The following is an 18258-nucleotide window of genomic DNA, read 5'->3' on the forward strand; positions in this document are numbered from 1 at the left end:
TGTCTGCATGTGCCTCATGGGTATGTTTTTTTACATACCAGCAGAAGCTATGCAGCAAGAGGCCAGCCTACATGATAACTCTGACATTATCTACATCAGCAGCACAGAATCAAATAGCCGACCTGCACATAGTGCCCACTTCCACAATCAACTAACAGTAAGAATACAACCGACACAAATATCACCCGATACATTTTTAGAAATATCAAGCAAGAATGATGATGCTAATTCACCATCAAAAAATAATACATTAAAAACTATGAAATCAACATTCGTGCCACAGCATTTTATATTTACACCATCATTAGAAAACGACAAAAGAAGAATCAAAGAATTGCCAGAATTAATAAAAGATGCACAAAAAATATTTGACGCTCTTCAGAGCAATAACCCACGCATAATAAAAAAAATATTAGAAGAAGAAGACCAAAAAAACATTAATACAGAATACGAGACCATGAAAACTGCTGACGCTGTAAATCCAATCACTGGAGACTGTTTACTGTCGCTAGCAGCAGAATATAGCTCCCCGGCAATATTAATGACAATTCTTTCAAAAGGTCCGAAACTCAATAAAAAGAATTGCTTTGGCCAAACAGCATTACATCGCGCAGTGCTTTGCGCAGAGGACACATCAATAGTGCAGCTGCTATTGCGCGCAGGTGCCGCTCCTGACATTCAAGATAATAATAACAATACAGCGCTGAATATTGCTCATCATTATGCAGAAGGTGTTACAAAACATCAAATCTGCTCACAGCAACATTTTGTACTAACACGAAAAATCTTGCAGGATCATATAGAACTGCAAGAGAAAATCGCTCTAGAAATTTTTACCCACATTTCTATTGCAGACCGTGATGCAAATAACACCATAACAAAATTAATTATGGAATATCGCAGCTAATTTGAACACTACTTACTTACCTCGTGCCAATCAGCACCCAAACGCGTAGTAACCACCAATGGAATAGTCCAGTCAACAACTGATTCTAACACCTTTTTGACCAACGCCACCGTGTCATCTTGTTGGTCTTGAGGAACTTCGAGTAATAATTCATCATGAATTTGTAATAACATTTTTGCATCAAGGTTATATTTTTTGAGCTCAGCATCCAAGACAATCATACCTTTTTTCATAATTTCTGCTGCTGTGCCCTGCGCCACCGTATTAATCGCCATACGACATGCTTCTTCATACAACGATCTATTACGTTCGTGAATTGCCGGTATATAGCGTCTGCGGCCCCACAGCGTAGTAACATAACCATCTTTTTTTGCTTGATCGACAATCGATGCCATCCAAGAAGACACTTGAGGATATTGCTGAAAATATTTGTCGATATATAATTTTGCATCTTTAAAAGAGATATCAAGATCTTTGGAAAGACCGTACGGCGTTAGACCATACAGAATACTAAAGTTAATACGTTTGCCAATTTGACGTTGCTCATTAGTTATCTGATCCAAAGGTACATCAAATAATCCCGCTGCTGTTTGCGCATGAATATCATGGCCCGATAAAAAAGCATTGGTTAATGCTTTGTCGCCCGACAAATATGCCAAAACACGCAACTCAATTTGGGAATAGTCAGCAGATAAAAATACTGACCCAGGTGCAGGCTTAAACGCCGCACGAATACCAAATGAATTTGACGGAATATTTTGTAGGTTTGGTGATGAGCTTGCCAAACGACCCGTTGCAACTGCTACCTGACTATAGGTTGTGTGAATGCGATTTGTTGTTGGATTAACATAGGTTGGCAATGCATCAATATACGTATTTTTTAGCTTAGAAAGTTCTCGATGTTTTAAGATTAATCCTGGCACTGGATGCATGGTTGCCAATGTTTCCAAAACTTCTTGATCGGTTGAATAGCTGGTACCCTTTGCACTCTTTTTTTGTGTTGGCAGTTTAAGTTGATTGAAAAGAAGATCTTCAATTTGCCGCGGAGAGCCCAAATTAATATCTTTGTTGTGCTCGCCCGACAATGCAAGAATCTCTGCTTCTAAAAATTCTAATGCTATAGTAATTTGCACATCAAGTTTAGCTAGCAATGCAGTGTCAACGTAAATGCCGCGGGCTTCCATCTCAAATAATATCTGCACAAGAGGAAACTCAATCGTTTCATATAACGACAACAATTTTTCTTCTTTTAACGCATGTTCAAGAAGTTTCTTTATGCGTAATGTCTGATGCGCATCAGCTGCGGCATACATGGTTGCCAACTCAAACGGCACATACGAAAAATCTTTATATTTATTGGCGGTCACCACGTCTTCATAGGTCAACATAGGCTCACCTAACAAAGTCATAGAAAGATCTTTAAGGCCTGCTCGTTGCCATTCTTTAACAAGTAATGCTGCCGCAATGTAAGAATCAAAAACAACACCGCACACATTAATGCCCGCATGCCATAATACCAATTGATCGAATTTTGCATGATGCAGATATTTTTTATACTGCGCATCTTCAAGAATTGGCTTAAGAGCAGCAATAACTTCAGCTCGTGAAAGTTGCACATCGTCAACGTTATGGCCAAAAGGAATATAATAGGACTCCCCTTCTTTAACACACAACGAAACACCCACCAGAGTGTCCTGCAATGGTTTTACGCCGGTTGTTTCGGTATCAATAGCAAAATGCTTTCTATCTTTTAAAAGATAGCAGAGTTCTTGCAATTCTTTGGTAGTAGTCACTGTTTTAAAACTATATTTTTTAAGCTTGGCTATTTTTTCTTCGGCGGTGGATAGCCCCTGCTGCAAAACCGTATCAAGGCCTTTGAGTAAGGTTTTGAAATTAAGTTCTTCAAATAAGGGCTTTGCTTTAGGCCAATTATTGGCATCGAAAAGTAAATTTTCTCGCGTAAGACCCGTTGGGTGATACTGTAACAAGAAGAGCTTTTGACTTAGAAACGCATTCTCTTTTTGCTCTTGCAATAAGATACGTGTACGATCTTTTTTTACTAAATCAATATGGTCATACATATCTTGCAGCGAGACAAATTGTTTTACTAAGTCAGTAGCGCCTTTTTCTCCAATACCTTTAACGCCAGGGATATTATCTGATACATCCCCAAGAATAGAAAAATAGAAAGGCAACTTTTCAACCGGAAAACCACGCTTCTTTTCAAATGCCGCAACATCAAGAAATTCATCCTTGAAAGCATCATACATCACCACTTGCGCATCTAATGCCTGACTCATGTCCTTATCTGATGTTGCAAACACCACCGTGTCGCCATTTTTTTTACACTCGAGTGCGAGCGAATACATAATGTCATCTGCCTCAATGCCTTGTTGGGCGATTTGTGGCAAACCTATCATGTCGGCAAACTGTACGATTAATTTTTTTTGGTCAAAAATGTCGCTCGGCGGTGCCTGGCGCGTTGCTTTATAGTCGGGGAACATTTCGTGCCTGGTGGTTTTACCTTTGCTATCCCACACTAAAACGATAGCAGCTGGAGAAAAAGTGTCGATCAGTTTTTTTATCATACGACAAAAACTATAGACCGCCTGCACGGGAACACCCGTGGGTGTATGGAGTGGACGCACGCCATAGTAGGCACGATATAAAAATGAAGAACCATCTATGAGAAATACCGTTTTTTTAGGATCAAGATTCATGCTAAGCCTTTCAGAAAAAAATCATATAGTCTTAGCGTAACATACCTATAAAAAAAACACATTCCGAGTATACTCATAGTATGTTTATTCAAGTACGCCTTCTTAAAGGATTTCAAGAGCCATTACTGTACGAAGTTCCCAAGAATTGGGATAACCAGTCGCTTGTCGGCAAGCTCGTGCGCGTGCCAATACAAAAATCTTTGCGCTCAGCATTAGTTATGCAACAATTTGCAACAAAACCAACCGACTGTATCTTTACCATTAAACAAGCACATGCCATTGAACCATTTCCCGCTGACCCCTACTATTTCAAATTTATTCATCAACTGAGTGCGTACTACCAAGTAGAACCGCTGTATTTGATTAAACGTATTCAACAGTTTTTGGTAGACAATGAAATGGAAGACCAAGTAGTCAGCAGTCATAACCCAGAAAAGACCCTAGCGCACGTCACCCTCACCAACGAACAACAAACAGTGGTTGATTTTCTGACGCCCTACATTGCAGAACCAGCCTATGTGCCTACCGTGCTGCATGGGGTAACCGGATCGGGCAAAACTGAAATCTATAAAAACTTAATCATCAAGAACTTTGCACATCAAAAGAACACGCTCTTGATGTTGCCGGAAGTAACCCTCGCTATCCAATTTGAAAAACTTATGCGAGCGCAGTTACCTTCAGAAATTCCTATATTCAGCTTTCATTCAGCAACAACGCCTAAAAACAAACGACTACTCTGGCATGCCTTGCTCACCCAACAACCAATACTTATTATCGGTGTGCATTTGCCCATATTGCTGCCATTGCCTAATCTTGGCATGATTATTATTGATGAAGAGCACGAAGTTGGTTATCAAGAAAAAAAGCATCCCAAAATAAATAGTAAAGATGCTGCAATCTGGTGCGCCAGCATACACAAAATTCCTATTATATTAGGGTCAGCTACGCCATCAATCAATTCACTGTACAATGTCCATAACAAAGGTTGGCACTTTTTCCAACTCAAAAATAGGTTTGCCGGAACGTTCCCGACCATAAAAACCGTATTTTTGACTGACAAAAACAGCCGCAAATCTTTCTGGATTAGCAAACAATTGGAAAGCGCTATTAAAGACCGATTACTAAAAAATGAGCAAACCATTATTTTTATAAACAGACGAGGTTTTAGTTTTTTTGTGCAATGCAAAGCGTGTAGCTTTATATTCCAATGCAAAAATTGTTCAGTCAGTTTAACCCTGCATGCTGACAATCTTCTGACGTGTCACTATTGTGCCATCTCAATGCAACTGCCTCAACAATGTCCTCCCTGCCAGGCATCTGATGCTCAATTTTTAAAAAAAGGTATCGGCACACAACAAGTGGTCACCATTTTAGAAAAACTATTCCCCCAGGCTCGCATTGCCCGTGCAGACATGGACACCACACTCAAGAAAAAAGTGTGGCAACAAACGGTATTGGATTTTGAACAAGGCAATCTTGATATTCTGGTTGGCACACAAACCATCACGAAAGGTTTTCACTTTCCTGGTGTCACCCTTGTTGGCATCTTATGGGCCGACCTCAATCTTCATTTTCCTATGTATAATGCCGCAGAAACTACCCTCCAACAACTCATTCAAGTTGCTGGTCGCGCCGGGCGACAACGACCTGACAGCCAAGTGATTGTGCAGACTATGATTGATCATGCTATATTTCAATATCTTAACGAAATTGATTATCTCAGTTTTTATGATGCTGAACTAGAAAAGCGCACCATGCTCAACTATCCGCCATGCATGCGGCTTGTTGAACTAGAATTAAAAAACTCAGACCCTCATAGCATTGAACGAGAAGCTACCCACCTTATGCATACAATGATGGAAATTAACACCAAGAAAGAGTTACAATTACAGCTCTTAGGTCCTGCAAAGCCACCAGTACATAAAATTAAAAACACTTATGCACGGAAAATTTATATTAAAGGCAGTAGTATTCAGAACATTATTATACTTTTTCAGAGTATCAATACATACGCCTATAAAAGTCACATCTTCTTCACGCCAAATCCCGTAACTTAACCTCCAAAAAACACCTTTCAATAAAGCATTTTTGATTATACACCCACATCCATTGTTTTTAATGGACTATTTTGTTTATAATTACAATTAGAACGAAATATCATTGGTCATTGTAAAAAAGGAAAAAAAATGAAAGAACTATCATCGATACTATTAATACTCAGCATACTGCTCACCGTTACTCCCTACATAAGAGCATCACAAACAGCAACCACTAACACAATGTCGCAAGGGGCAGAGCCTAAAGGCGCTAATAAACAATTATTAGACGCAATTGCAGAGAAAGATCCTCAAAAATGGCCTACTGCTATTGATGCAGCTCTTCAAGCAGGAGCCGATATTAATTTTCAAGCCAAAGACGGCACAACGCCACTCAGACAAGCAGTGCGAACGGGCAACACAAAGATTGTAGAAACCTTACTAAAAAACCCCACTATCGATATTAATCTTGTCGACAATCAAAGCTTAACCCCATTAATGTCTGCTATCGTAAGAAACCATAAGGATATAGTCTCGGTCTTGATAAAAGACCCTAGAATAAACCCTAATATACAAAGTAACATTGGACGAAATGCACTGCATTTAGCCGTCGTGAGTAAAAATCCAGAAACACTTAAATTAATAACAGGCAACGTACTCATCACTAAACTTAACTTATCGGCTAAGGAAAAAGATGGATTCACTCCACTAACGATGGCAAAAAAATTAGCAGAGATAACCAAAGACAAAGATCAAAAACTGGCTGATGTCTACAAAAATATGGCCGCACACCTAGAAACAGCAGAAAAAATACAACGCGATCAAATTGAAGGACGAAAGCAAGCACTCAAAGAACTAGAGGACGCTGGTGCTACCCATATGCCTTCTGATCTATTAGAAGATGGTGAGAATGATACCTTTAAACTCATGGAAGAATATAAATCGGGTGGCTTTGGTCAAGTGTATCGTAACTAATGGGTTAATTCTCATTGATAAAAAAGTGCTTGCGATAATGCTTCAGCTCTTCAATTGATTGTTGAACATCTTCAAGCGCTCGGTGATTGTCAGGTTTTTTGAATTGGAGATTGGGATTTTTTGGATACCAATACTGCACCAACTTTTTTACTGAACTTACATCGATAAGGCGATAATCTAAAAAGGCCAGAATGCTTGGCATATGAACATATAAAAAGGCACGATCTTGCCAGATAGAGTTTCCAGCCATCAGAGCTTTGCCTTTGTTGCAATGCTCCATAATGAATGCCAAGGTTTCTTGTTCAGCTTGTTCTGGCGAAACGGCAGATTCACGAATTTTTGCAATAAGCCCAGATTTAGTATGCATTTTGACTACAAACTCATCCATTGCTGCTAGCTTTTCTTCTGGTTGATGAATCACCAGCGACGGACCTTCTGCTATGATATTCAGCTGATCGTCGGTAATGATTGTCGCAATTTCTACAATAACATCAATCTCAGGCCTGAGGCCCGTCATTTCCAAATCAATCCACACTAAATTTTTATCTGAAGCCATGAATACTCTTTACGTTTATACTTTACCAAAACACCACAAATTATTATCCTTATAGAGTGCAAAAGTAAATTCTTAAAAGCAATACTATTACCTTATTTTTTTAGAAAAAATTTACCCGCAAAGGAATCAACAGTGTCAAAGCTTCGCGTCGGTGTTTTTATGGGCGGCAGAACAATCGAAAAAGAAGTCTCGTTTAATTCTGGACGTACCGTTTGCGACCATCTGGACACTGTGCGTTATGACGTTATTCCGCTCTATCAAACAAGTAATGGCGCTTTATATCTTTTGCCATGGCATTTTTTGCACCGTGGAAAAACTTCAGACTTTGAACATCGCCTGCCCAACGAAGCACAATGTATTACCTGGGACTCACTCAAAAACTTAATCGACTTTGCTTATATTGCTACGCATGGCCGCTATGCTGAAGACGGTACCTTGCAAGGATTTTTTGAAGTACTTGGTATCCCTTACCTCGGCTCAAAAGTTTTTTCGAGCGCTTTAGGCATGGACAAAAACATGCAACGAGATTTCTTAGCTGCAGCTGGCGTTGATATCCCCAAAGATATTGTAGTGACTGCACAACAAATCGAACAATTCGATAAAAATGCTATTCTTTCACGGCTAGAAAAACACAACGTCACACTACCCTATATCATCAAGCCCTGCAAAGAAGGGTCATCTTTAGGTATCTCGGTCGTGTTTGACAACAAAGATCTTCACCAAGCACTGATTACAGCATCAGAAATCTACCCTGGCATACACCAAGATGTGTTAGTCCAAGAAAAACTTGAGGGCATGGAATTTTCATGCATAATTTTGACTGATTATAAAACAGGTACCCTTATTCCCTTACCGCCAACAGAAATAGTTCCTGAAGCTGGTACACACTTTCACGATTACGAACAAAAATACATGCCAGGCAGAGCATCAAAGTTCACCCCTGCACGTACAACACCAGAAATCATTGCCCGTATTCAAGGGATCTGTGCTCAAGCTATGCACGCTCTTGGTATTACCAATATTGGACGAATTGATGGCTTTTACACCAATGACGATCGCATTGCCATTGTAGATCCCAACACCTTATCGGGCATGGGACCTGCAAGCTTTTTATTCAGACAAGGTGCTGAAATTAATATGAGTCACACGAAAGTGATTAACCACCTCATTGAAACAGAATTAGAACATTACGGCATGCTCGATGCCATTCTCACCCAAGAAAAAAAGGATGCAAAGCACGTGCAAGCAGAACAAAAAATGCGTATTGCAGTATTACTCGGCGGCGCATCCAACGAAAAAGAAATTTCACTCGAATCGGGGCGCAATGTCACCTACAAACTTTCGCCGCACAAATATGATGTTATGCCTATCTTTGTTAATGCTAACATGGAGCTGTACAAACTCACCCACTCACAACTCGTACGTGGTTCAATAAAAGAAATAGAAGAATTGCTGCAACCAGAAGCGAAATTACAATGGAGCGATTTGCCCACGATTACTGATTTTGTATTTATTGCACTACACGGCGGCCACGGCGAAGATGGATCAATCCAAGGCACCTTAGAAATGCTCGGACTACCCTACAATGGATCATCGGTACTGACCAGCGCATTATGCATGGATAAATTTAAAACAACGCAATTCTTGCGCAGCAAGGGATTTGAAGTCCCTCAAGCGCGCTTGATTTCAAATACTGAATGGCGTGCTGACAAAGAACAAATCGTCAAAGAAATATGTACAACAATGCCATTGCCGCTTATCGTCAAACCACACAATGATGGCTGCAGTGTTATGGTACAAAAAGTAAAACGAACAGCAGATTTAGAAAAGTCTATTGAACTACTGTTTGCAAGCGATAAAGAATATGCGTTGGTTGAAGAATGCATCATTGGCATGGAGCTCACGGTGGGCGTTATCGGCAACAATAATCCACAAGCATTAATCCCTAGCCAAGCAGTCACCACATCGGATATTCTTTCCATCGAAGAAAAATTCTTGCCCGGCGCTGGCGAAAATCAAACCCCTGCCCCACTACCACAAGAAACATTACAGCTGGTGCAACAGATCATGGTTGATGCGTATAAAGCACTTGGCTGCAAAGGCTACTCACGCATTGATTGCTTCTATCAAACCGGGCAACAAAGCCCAACAGGGGTTGAGCGCGTAGTGATTATAGAAAACAACTCATTGCCTGGATTGACCCCTGCAACGTGCATATTCCACCAAGCCGCTGAGATGGGCATTAAACCAATGGATTTCATTGATATGATTGTCCAGTTTGGGTTTGAAGAGCACCACCATGCACGAGTATCCCACGATGCAGGCAAACCACTTCAACAATAGATTCCGCCAAAGCATTCACTGTATAACCAAGTGAATGCTTTATTTCTTTTGTGATTCGCCCATTGATGATTAAGAAGACGAAGGCGATGATGAAAGGTTATTGGGGTTCAATAGTCTAGAATTTTCTTTTAAACGTTCAAATTCCTTAACATATTCTACCACTAAATCACCATTTTCGATGATCAATGCATTTTCTTGATGCTTTTTAAAAGCAGCTTCGGTAAAATTATAAGAACCAGTCAACAGTAAAATACGATGCACAAGAGTTGTATCAAAAATAATAAATTTATTATGCATAAGACTATATGAGTACTCTTTTTTTTGCGGAAGAGGCCAAACATAAACAGAAACTCCACCTTGAATAAGTTTATCCCTAACTCTACGTTGAATAAACTTATCATACTGTGCACCTAGCTGTGAAGAATCTAAAACCACCTCAACAATAATGCCTCTCTTGCGAGCCTCAATTAATGCTTCAGCAATAAAATCATCAGTAAATGTATACATAGCAACAGAAATTCTTGTCGTCTCGGCTTTAATAAGACCAACAACAACCTGCCTCAGGTTCCCATCGGAAGCAAAAAAGGCCTTACCAATAGGCGTGTCATCATTTTTAATGAGCTGCTCTCGAGCAAAAGCGATTTCTGAAGCTTCTTGCTGACTCGATTGAGATTCCTCTCCTCCTTTTTTTTCTTCATTTGACGATAATGCAGACTGGGCTATTTCCATTCCCGATTGAATTGGTTCAAAAATAAGCTGCCTTGATGAAGAGATCCCCTGACTTTGCTCACCTAGAAGTACTTTTTGTTGGTTTTTCTGAACACTAGGTTCACCAGTACGTTGACGTTTTATTGTACCTGAAGCTTGCTGTGCTGGTGTTAATTTAGTTTTCTCTGGCGTTACTTTTGGGTTTTGTTGGGCAGCTTGAATAAACACCGACGCAAAACCGAACAACATAATACCGTTGATTCTTAAAAAAAATTTACAAAACATAAAGACTCCGATTTTAAAAGAAAAAAATACCTTTGTTATAGAAGCATGCTTGAATTCGCGTTAAAAAAACAATACCCAACAATAAAGGCCTAGTTTTCTAGCTCCTTGCTCGCTATAATTTCGAGGTGGCTGCCTGTAATTTAACCATGATACGAGACACTGTTTACAATCCATAACGCATATTGATAGAATGCCTAGTATAAACTAGGAGGGGTCTATGAAAACTATAGTGAAAAATAGCATTATACTATCGCTCTTTTTAATGGCTTATTCAGCAATTGCTATGCTTAAAAAATCACCGAGCAATATCTCATGGCTTAACTTTCAACAATACCAGCAACTGCAACCCACATCTCCAAAAAAAGCGGTTGACGATAATCAACAACCTACTCACGTTGAAGATAATAATATATCATCACACATTGCGGCAGCGTTTGATCAGGAGACTAATTACAATGATGATAGTGATGATAGCGATGATGACGATGATTATTTTATGGAAAAATACTTTCCCCACATCCCACAATCCCCAATCACCGCCCAACAAAAAATTGATTTAAGCTTATTGCGAACATCAAAAACAGGTGATTATACCAATGTAAAAAATGCATTAGAACAAGGCGCTAACCCCAGTGTGCAAGGATCTTTGGGACAGACTGCCCTTCATTACTGCGCAATAGAAGTCAATCGCGTTCATATTGCACAATTATTATTGAAGCATCAGGCTAATATTAATGCACAAGATGATGAGGGAAATACACCATTACATGTCGCAGCAATTTTTGGAATACTGCATAGCAATAATGAGATGCGAGACTATCTGATTAAAAATAAAGCCAATCGCCATATACAAAACAATGACGGATTTTCTGCTGCTACTTTGGATAGATTATGCAGGCAACATCCAGAAGAAATACAACAAGCCAATATAGACTCGTAGTACCTACTAAAAATAAACAATAACCATAAGATTTCGGTTGGGCTTCACTTTGATAATCTTACTACAGTAAATACCTAGTTTTTAAAAACTTAGTAACGTATAATCTCTAAGCAGTGAGCATTTCTTTATAAAAAAATTATTATGCAAAATGTACATGCTATATTTTTTGAAGTTTGCTTAGAAAAAGACATCCAAAACAAAGCTGATCAAACAGTAAAAAAATTTCATTCACATGCAAAAAAAAATAATTTTTATCATCACGCTCATAACAAAAACAATGGTCATAAATACGATGGATAAACCATCGCCTATTAGGTATACGGCCAATGAACAATTGCAACAACAGCCGGATAACACAACAAACAAACAAATTTTACATCCTGATGTCATGGATGTAAAAAAAATAGAGGAACACCTAGAAAAAGCCCTCAAAGATGGCATGGACCCCAATTGTCGTGACCATGAAGGACAAACCAATCTTCATGTTGCCGCATCACAAAATAATAAGAATATAGTGAAGATCCTTTTGGAAAACAAAGCACATCCTAATCTGCCTGACGATCAACAATGTACACCTTTGACCATTGCTGTCGCTCAACGAAGAAACAGCATCGCTTCTTTAATTTTGAATAATATGATGGAGCAATCTATTAATCCGAGTGGTTTTGGGGACGCAATTAATACACCTCTTCATTATGCACTAGTCTTTAAAAACTACCCGTTAGCAAAACAACTGATTGAGAGTAAAGCGAACCCTAATGCACAAGACGAAGGCGGAGATACACCATTACATCTTCTGGCAATGACAGGGTCACATAATCAAGAGCGCAAAGAGATCAAAAAAATTCTCATTGCTGCAGGCGCTAATGTGAATATAAGAAATGATGACGGAAAAACAATAGCTACTCTTCAACAAGAGAAAAGAATACGCAGGCGTTCAAACTTCTACAATTAATAGTGTTAAACCAGCGGCACAACATGCAAAAATAAGCGCCCATGTAATAATTCTATAACAAAGCATCATTAGTCCAATTACCCATAGGCACCTGGAAAAAAATATATGGCGCTACTGCAATAGCGCCATAATACATAATAAAAGCCAGTATCGTAAAAATGTTATATAAGAGATCAAAAATAAGAACCCAATGAAAATAAAAAATCGGCGTAGTCAAAAAAAATTATTTTATTTGCCAAAAGTACCTTCAATAGAGAACTCTTCCACTTTTTTTCGCGTCGAGGGCGTTTCTTGTTCTTGCATGTATTGAGGTAAATCTTCTTTGTTGCCAGGTTTGCCAAGCGCGATCATAGCCTCAACCGTATAATCATCAGAAATCTGCAATGCTGTCTTTGCGCGATCGTAATCAAAACCACCCATACCACGCGCAACAAAACCATTCATCGATGCTTGTAATGCCATATTTTGCCATGCAGCGCCCGTATCAAATGAATGTGTGCGCGATGGCGCATTATTGTGGGTAAAATTATTGCGTGAAATAACCACTACTAAAACTGATGCTTTTTTTGCCCACTCTTTGTTAAAATCTACTAATAGGTCAAAGTAGGTTTGCCAGTGTTGTGAGTCACGCTTTGCATACAGAAAAAACCATGGTTGATCATTATACGATGAAGGAGCCCAACGTGCCGCCTCAAAAAGAGAATTCAATTCCTCATCCGTCATTGGTTGCCCAGACATAGCACGCGGTGACCAACGATTGATAATACAATCAGCAACCTTATGAGCTGGCTTTCTTGTATCAGCCCTAAGTTGAGAATCCTGCAAGTGCTTACACGTTGTTATCGCGGCACCAACAAGCACAAAACATGCTGCTCCAAATGCAAATATTTTTGGGTACATATCAATTCCTTTTTTTAAAAACGGTATTCACTAAAAATTATTCGGGAATAGTACCATATTATCATAAAATTAACAGCTCAATTTCATGGAGCCTATATTCTGCCCTCCCATGAGCCAATAACTCGCTTCAATCGGAAGACCAGACTACCTATTGACTTTATTTCATAATAGTATTAATATATAAGAATAAGGTTATAATAAAGTACCCAAAAAATGTAAGGTAATATATGAAATATATAAAAAAAATGTTACTCGTCGTCATTGCTACATTGATAATACCATCCCACATGACAGCAATGGGACCAACCAAAAGATTTTCAAAGAAAATCGTTATGCCACTCCTTGAACAAGCGCTTTTTGATGCTCTAGACGTAAAAAGAGACATTAAACCTTTGTTAGCGCATGTTAACCCGAATATTACTTCTGCACCGTACAATTTGACGCCAATACATGTAGCAGCATTAAAGGCACACGATTCTGCCATAAGAGATTTGCATAAAGCCGGGGGCCTACCAAATCCTGTAGATATTTTTGGTCAAGGACCTGCACACCTTACAGCACAGTTTAAACCACAAGAGACGCAAGAATTTTTAGAAGGTAAAGCCGCACACAACATCATTGATGCCTTGCATGAAATTGGTGTCAATATCAATGCTCGCGATATCAAGCGCCGTACACCACTTATGACAGCAGCTTCTGAAGGCAATTATCCCGTAGTAGAAGCTCTCCTTAAACACAAACCTGATCTTGATGCACAAGACGATGATGGCGACACTGCATTACACAAGGCTGCACGTAAACCGTGCATAAGCTCTTTAGAACTTCTCCTCAAGCATGGCGCCCGACAAGATCTACCCAACGAAAGATTTTTTCTTCCTAGAGAGCACAACACCCACCTACCAAGATTAGCCGCACTTTTTGATAAGTATAAGACAGGCACACCTCAAGCGACTTCTGATCAACCAAAACTTGATGAATCTACAGAAAGTCATTTAACATTTCTTACCAAAGAATAAATCTAGCTCTACCGGGCGACGTTATAAAACGTCGCCCTTTTTTTTCGCCTACTGTAAACTGTCCAGGGTTTAACGTGTTGTTAAACAACTGTCAATTTTTTATATGGAGAGTGCTTTTATGGAAAAACATTATTATATCTTAATCGTTCTACTATTAATAACCTCGCGCGTAAGTTTAACGATGGATGAACAAAAAGGATTATACAACCTTGCTTATTCACACAACAGCTCTCTACTAGATGCAATAGAAAGAAACTCTCCAAAAGAAGTTGAAACGGCATTACAAAATGGCGCTCATGCAAATGCAAAAAATTCCAATGGCAAATTAGCTATTTTTGTTGCGATAGCAAACGGCAATCAAGACATAATAAAAACCCTCATAGAATGGCACGCAGATATTCATCGCAAAAATAATAAGGACCATACACCAGTACATGAAGCCATAAAATTAGAACGCCCAGATATTGCTGCATTATTAATCGAGAGTGGAGCTTATAATCCTACAAAAGCGAATTCCACTGACCCTCAAAAAAATCAATGTTGTTCCATATCATAATAAAAATAAACGATCGCGATTTTTTATGTGCGAACAGATTATCTATTGATTCTTCGTACAACGCTGGATAGTCTATCAAGCGACTCATAAAATATAATAATTATTATCGGGAGTTAAAAATGAAACCATATTATTGTTTTATCCTTACTGTTGTAGCATTGCACAATACTCATATAAACCATGCAATGGAAAAAAATAACGATACTTGCGATGTTGAAAAAAATATGGGATTTAGTCCACTTCATCATGCAGCTCATTACAATAAAATTGATATGGCGCAAACTCTTATTGACCAAAAAGCAGATCTTGATTCTAAGGATAAGTTTGGTTACACACCACTGCATAAAGCAGCGGCGAAAGGGAACCTTGATACAATAAAACTTCTTCTTAAGAATAATGCCACAGTTGATGCAGTATCTGATAGCAACCAAAGTACTTTGCATACAGCCGCTATCAGCAAGGATGGCCAAGCTATTGCACTATTACTAGAAGCAAAAGCGTTGTGCAATCTAAAAAATAACCGTAAACAGACACCACTCATTACTGCTTGTATACACTCTAATCAAGAGACCGCAAAAACATTAATAGCAGCAAACGTTGCTATTAATGAACAAGATGAACAGGGCAACTCAGCTTTGCATTACACCTATCTTGCCAACGCCTCCGAAATTCAAAAGATGCTAGAAAATGCTGGCATCGATACAACGTTACAAAATAATGATAAAAAAACGGCTACTGAAATGCAGACCATTTCAGATAGTTTTAACTAACCACAAACAAGGAGTATGTATGAACCGCACCATGAAAGCTACCCTCATCGTAACTGTTTTTCTAACAGCCATAACACCGCATTTAGCCCTAGCAAAGGCCAAAAAGAAGTCACCCGAAAAGGAGCGCGCAAAGTCAACACAAACAACTGCACATTATCCAGCCAAATCTTTTGACTTTGCCGCCAACAATGTCACCTTCAGCAACTCTCAACTAGAACAGCACACCAAGCTGTATCAAGGGTATGTAAAAAAAAGAAACGAAATCGAAGAGTCACTAAAAACCGTTGACCGTTCAAATGTCGCCAATATTACCTATTCACCCTTCAGAGCGTTAAAGATTGCCGAGACGTTTGCGCATAACGGCAGCATTTTGCATGAACTGTATTTCCAAAATTTGGGCACCGGCACGCAACCTGGCAAACAAACTCTGGAACTCATCAATAAAAATTTTGGTTCATTAGAAAAATTTAAAGAAGATGTCATTGCATGCGCTAGTTGCTCACGCGGATGGGTAGTCACTGGCTATTGTTTGGATGACCACAGCGTGCATAATTATGTGCTCGATGCACACAATCAGACCGTGCCTGTCTTGGTAGTGCCACTCTTGGTAATCGATATTTACGAACACGCCTACATGATTGACTATGGCATTGATCGTGCTCAGTATTTAAAAGACATGTGGGAAAACATCAATTGGGATGTCGTTGAACAGCGTGTTGAAAAGTGGTTGAAAAAGTTACAATAAAAAAATTTTACATGACAAAGGGTGGCCTTCTCATTGAGAAAGCCACCCTTTTTTTAATCTATAATCAAACACAATTTATTTTTGCGCTCTGTACACTTGCGTTGCGCCCTCTAGCATATTTCTATATTCAGGATTTGATTCTGCCCATTTGCGGATTTCATCAATGCTTGCTCCACGTTGAATTAACAATGCAAGCGTTTCCGTATGACCATTAAGCGCTGTATACTCTGCTGCTGTTTTATGAGCATTATCCTTGATATCAATGGTGCGTATTTCTTCCAAAACTTCTGTTTTAGATCGTTTAGCCTTATCAGCATTATTCATCCAACCATCTGTTTTTTTGCCAACCCAACGACCCAATTGTGAATCATACTCTTCGGAAGTAGAAATTTGTGTTTGTTTCACGGCACCTTGTGTAGCTGGCATCCAACATAGAGCTAACTCTGCTGCACCTGTGGCACCATTAACGGCAGCAATGTGCAATACGTTGCTACCTCGTTTGGTATCATGTTTTTGCATAGACAAAACTGATGCCGGCATCCAAGAATAACCATTCCAAGCCATCATGCCTTCTACATCATTAGCTGCTGCTGCACCAAACATATTGCGACCTTCATTTTTATCGTACACAGCTTGGTATTGTTGATTTTTATAATAGCCAATCAATGCACCTAACGCTGTCGCAACAACTGTTGACCCTACCACTTTTGCTGTTTCGTTTGGCATACAATTGTATCCAGCAACTGCAAAACCTAAAGCACCACTACCTAAAGCATAAAGTCCTGTCTCTACGACCTGATTCCATGGCTTTGCAGCTTGCATGCTTTCGTGCTCTTTACGCATATCAGCAAATGGATCGCGCGGCTTAATATCTGCGTAAGCCAGTGAACTACCTACGAGCACTAAAACTAAACTTTTACTTATTGTTGAAATGTTCATGTATAAACTCCTGTGATGATTGTGTTAAAAAATGTGTTAATTATCGGCCTTGAACTTCGTCTAAAACTTTTTGTACTGCTGGATTAGTTGCTGCTATGCTTGCAACGGTGTTGCCAAAGTTGTCGCTCAAACCGCCATTAGCACCAGAAAGCAATAGAACTCTCAGCACATCGATGTGACCACCCAAGGCTGCATATAAAACTGCCGTGCGATTGAATTTAGTATCTTGTCTGTCAATAGTTTTTATTTCTTCATAGATAGTGCTTGTACTTGAAGAATTGCCAAAGCCATAACCACCATTAAAACCATTATAATGGCCAAAAGTTTGTGTGTGTTGTTCGCCACGAGCTATTTGCTCAGTCATTGGCATAGAGGCAAGTAATAATTCTGCTGTTTTTGTTGCACCATTTGCTGCGGCAAAATGCAATGCATTTCTACCATTGCCATCAACGGCATATGAAAGACCTGAGCTGTAAGCGATCCATGTTTTTACGCCAACCGCATCATCGTCTGCCGCTAGGCCATAAATGCTTATGCCACTATTTTCATCAAATGCATGTTGATAGTTACTATGCCATTTATAGCCAATAAAACTACCCAATAAGCCAAAGCTCGCAGCGGTTGCCACCAGTTTGGTGCGAATATTTTCGCGAGCGCAATCAGCAATCAGACGAAGAATAGGCAGACTACACAGTAACCCGGTGCCAGCACCTGCAGTAGATTGCAAAAGAGAACCCCATGGCGCTTCTGCTCCTAGACATTGTGAACCAGGACGCATGTCGGCACATTGATCAAAGGCAACGACCGGAGCACATGTAGTAAAAAAAACAGCTAAGGTTAAACCACGAAAGGTAGAAGATGTGATCATGAAAAACCTCATAGGTATAGAAAGTATAAAAATAAGAAA

16 protein-coding genes are annotated in these 18258 nt (G+C 39.4%); 10 read left to right on the plus strand and 6 right to left on the minus strand.

The window, feature by feature from the left end; genetic code table 11:
* Nucleotides 1–22 precede the first annotated feature (22 nt).
* Nucleotides 23–907 carry an ankyrin repeat domain-containing protein gene (locus tag NTX86_05910; GenBank protein ID MCX5922830.1) on the plus strand — a complete coding sequence of 295 codons (885 nt, stop codon included), beginning with the start codon at nt 23–25 and terminating at the stop codon, nt 905–907.
* 8 nt (nt 908–915) lie between these two features.
* Here the strand turns inward: NTX86_05910 and polA are convergent, their stop codons facing one another.
* Entirely contained in the window at nt 916–3627 is a 2712-nt protein-coding gene (gene polA / locus NTX86_05915) for a DNA polymerase I (GenBank protein ID MCX5922831.1), read from the minus strand.
* 80 nt (nt 3628–3707) lie between these two features.
* Between polA and priA the strand changes: the two genes are divergently transcribed.
* Entirely contained in the window at nt 3708–5684 is a 1977-nt protein-coding gene (priA, locus tag NTX86_05920) for a primosomal protein N' (GenBank protein ID MCX5922832.1), read from the plus strand.
* 129 nt (nt 5685–5813) lie between these two features.
* Nucleotides 5814–6638 carry an ankyrin repeat domain-containing protein gene (locus tag NTX86_05925; GenBank protein MCX5922833.1) on the plus strand — a complete coding sequence of 275 codons (825 nt, stop codon included), beginning with the start codon at nt 5814–5816 and terminating at the stop codon, nt 6636–6638.
* 4 nt (nt 6639–6642) lie between these two features.
* Here the strand turns inward: NTX86_05925 and orn are convergent, their stop codons facing one another.
* Nucleotides 6643–7194, minus strand: coding sequence for an oligoribonuclease (orn, locus tag NTX86_05930; protein ID MCX5922834.1), 552 nt, complete (start codon nt 7192–7194; stop codon nt 6643–6645).
* 132 nt (nt 7195–7326) lie between these two features.
* Between orn and NTX86_05935 the strand changes: the two genes are divergently transcribed.
* A complete protein-coding gene (locus NTX86_05935) occupies nt 7327–9537 on the plus strand; it encodes an ATP-grasp domain-containing protein (protein ID MCX5922835.1) in 2211 nt (736 codons plus the stop codon).
* 69 nt (nt 9538–9606) lie between these two features.
* Here NTX86_05935 and NTX86_05940 read toward each other — a convergent pair whose 3' ends face one another.
* Complete coding sequence (locus NTX86_05940) at nt 9607–10530, minus strand: phospholipase D-like domain-containing protein (protein MCX5922836.1); 924 nt, start codon at nt 10528–10530, stop codon at nt 9607–9609.
* A 217-nt stretch (nt 10531–10747) separates the two neighbouring features.
* On the opposite strand from NTX86_05940, the gene NTX86_05945 reads away from it, so the two are divergent.
* Both NTX86_05945 and NTX86_05950 read left to right on the plus strand, forming a co-directional pair.
* The gene (locus NTX86_05945) at nt 10748–11470 is read left to right on the plus strand and encodes an ankyrin repeat domain-containing protein (GenBank protein ID MCX5922837.1); all 723 of its coding nucleotides are present in this window, start codon (nt 10748–10750) and stop codon (nt 11468–11470) included.
* A 232-nt stretch (nt 11471–11702) separates the two neighbouring features.
* Nucleotides 11703–12425: an ankyrin repeat domain-containing protein gene (locus NTX86_05950; protein MCX5922838.1), complete on the plus strand. Its 723-nt coding sequence runs from the start codon at nt 11703–11705 to the stop codon at nt 12423–12425.
* A 228-nt stretch (nt 12426–12653) separates the two neighbouring features.
* Here NTX86_05950 and NTX86_05955 read toward each other — a convergent pair whose 3' ends face one another.
* A complete protein-coding gene (locus NTX86_05955; GenBank protein ID MCX5922839.1) occupies nt 12654–13325 on the minus strand; it encodes a nitroreductase family protein in 672 nt (223 codons plus the stop codon).
* A 227-nt stretch (nt 13326–13552) separates the two neighbouring features.
* On the opposite strand from NTX86_05955, the gene NTX86_05960 reads away from it, so the two are divergent.
* The 4 genes from NTX86_05960 (at nt 13553) to NTX86_05975 (ending at nt 16412) form a co-directional block, all read left to right on the plus strand.
* Nucleotides 13553–14341 carry an ankyrin repeat domain-containing protein gene (locus NTX86_05960; protein ID MCX5922840.1) on the plus strand — a complete coding sequence of 263 codons (789 nt, stop codon included), beginning with the start codon at nt 13553–13555 and terminating at the stop codon, nt 14339–14341.
* A 118-nt stretch (nt 14342–14459) separates the two neighbouring features.
* Nucleotides 14460–14897: an ankyrin repeat domain-containing protein gene (locus tag NTX86_05965; GenBank protein ID MCX5922841.1), complete on the plus strand. Its 438-nt coding sequence runs from the start codon at nt 14460–14462 to the stop codon at nt 14895–14897.
* A gap of 119 nt (nt 14898–15016) precedes the next feature.
* The gene (locus tag NTX86_05970) at nt 15017–15667 is read left to right on the plus strand and encodes an ankyrin repeat domain-containing protein (protein MCX5922842.1); all 651 of its coding nucleotides are present in this window, start codon (nt 15017–15019) and stop codon (nt 15665–15667) included.
* Between the two features lie 19 nt (nt 15668–15686).
* Nucleotides 15687–16412 carry a superoxide dismutase gene (locus tag NTX86_05975; protein MCX5922843.1) on the plus strand — a complete coding sequence of 242 codons (726 nt, stop codon included), beginning with the start codon at nt 15687–15689 and terminating at the stop codon, nt 16410–16412.
* 75 nt (nt 16413–16487) lie between these two features.
* Here the strand turns inward: NTX86_05975 and NTX86_05980 are convergent, their stop codons facing one another.
* Complete coding sequence (locus tag NTX86_05980; GenBank protein MCX5922844.1) at nt 16488–17351, minus strand: hypothetical protein; 864 nt, start codon at nt 17349–17351, stop codon at nt 16488–16490.
* Between the two features lie 40 nt (nt 17352–17391).
* The gene (locus NTX86_05985; protein ID MCX5922845.1) at nt 17392–18219 is read right to left on the minus strand and encodes a hypothetical protein; all 828 of its coding nucleotides are present in this window, start codon (nt 18217–18219) and stop codon (nt 17392–17394) included.
* Nucleotides 18220–18258 lie beyond the last annotated feature (39 nt).

It is taken from the genome of Candidatus Dependentiae bacterium, assembly GCA_026389015.1.
Classification (GTDB): Bacteria; Babelota; Babeliae; order Babelales; family Vermiphilaceae; genus JAPLIR01.

Coding starts and splice junctions, on each gene's coding strand:
- NTX86_05965 (MCX5922841.1), top strand. CDS start 14,460: ATGGAAAAACATTATTATATCTTAATCGTTCTACTATTAATAACCTCG.
- priA (MCX5922832.1), top strand. CDS start 3,708: ATGTTTATTCAAGTACGCCTTCTTAAAGGATTTCAAGAGCCATTACTG.
- NTX86_05925 (MCX5922833.1), top strand. CDS start 5,814: ATGAAAGAACTATCATCGATACTATTAATACTCAGCATACTGCTCACC.
- NTX86_05975 (MCX5922843.1), top strand. CDS start 15,687: ATGAACCGCACCATGAAAGCTACCCTCATCGTAACTGTTTTTCTAACA.
- NTX86_05985 (MCX5922845.1), bottom strand. CDS start 18,219: ATGATCACATCTTCTACCTTTCGTGGTTTAACCTTAGCTGTTTTTTTT.
- NTX86_05945 (MCX5922837.1), top strand. CDS start 10,748: ATGAAAACTATAGTGAAAAATAGCATTATACTATCGCTCTTTTTAATG.
- NTX86_05950 (MCX5922838.1), top strand. CDS start 11,703: ATGCAAAAAAAAATAATTTTTATCATCACGCTCATAACAAAAACAATG.
- NTX86_05960 (MCX5922840.1), top strand. CDS start 13,553: ATGAAATATATAAAAAAAATGTTACTCGTCGTCATTGCTACATTGATA.
- NTX86_05970 (MCX5922842.1), top strand. CDS start 15,017: ATGAAACCATATTATTGTTTTATCCTTACTGTTGTAGCATTGCACAAT.
- NTX86_05955 (MCX5922839.1), bottom strand. CDS start 13,325: ATGTACCCAAAAATATTTGCATTTGGAGCAGCATGTTTTGTGCTTGTT.
- NTX86_05980 (MCX5922844.1), bottom strand. CDS start 17,351: ATGAACATTTCAACAATAAGTAAAAGTTTAGTTTTAGTGCTCGTAGGT.
- NTX86_05910 (MCX5922830.1), top strand. CDS start 23: ATGTTTTTTTACATACCAGCAGAAGCTATGCAGCAAGAGGCCAGCCTA.
- polA (MCX5922831.1), bottom strand. CDS start 3,627: ATGAATCTTGATCCTAAAAAAACGGTATTTCTCATAGATGGTTCTTCA.
- orn (MCX5922834.1), bottom strand. CDS start 7,194: ATGGCTTCAGATAAAAATTTAGTGTGGATTGATTTGGAAATGACGGGC.
- NTX86_05940 (MCX5922836.1), bottom strand. CDS start 10,530: ATGTTTTGTAAATTTTTTTTAAGAATCAACGGTATTATGTTGTTCGGT.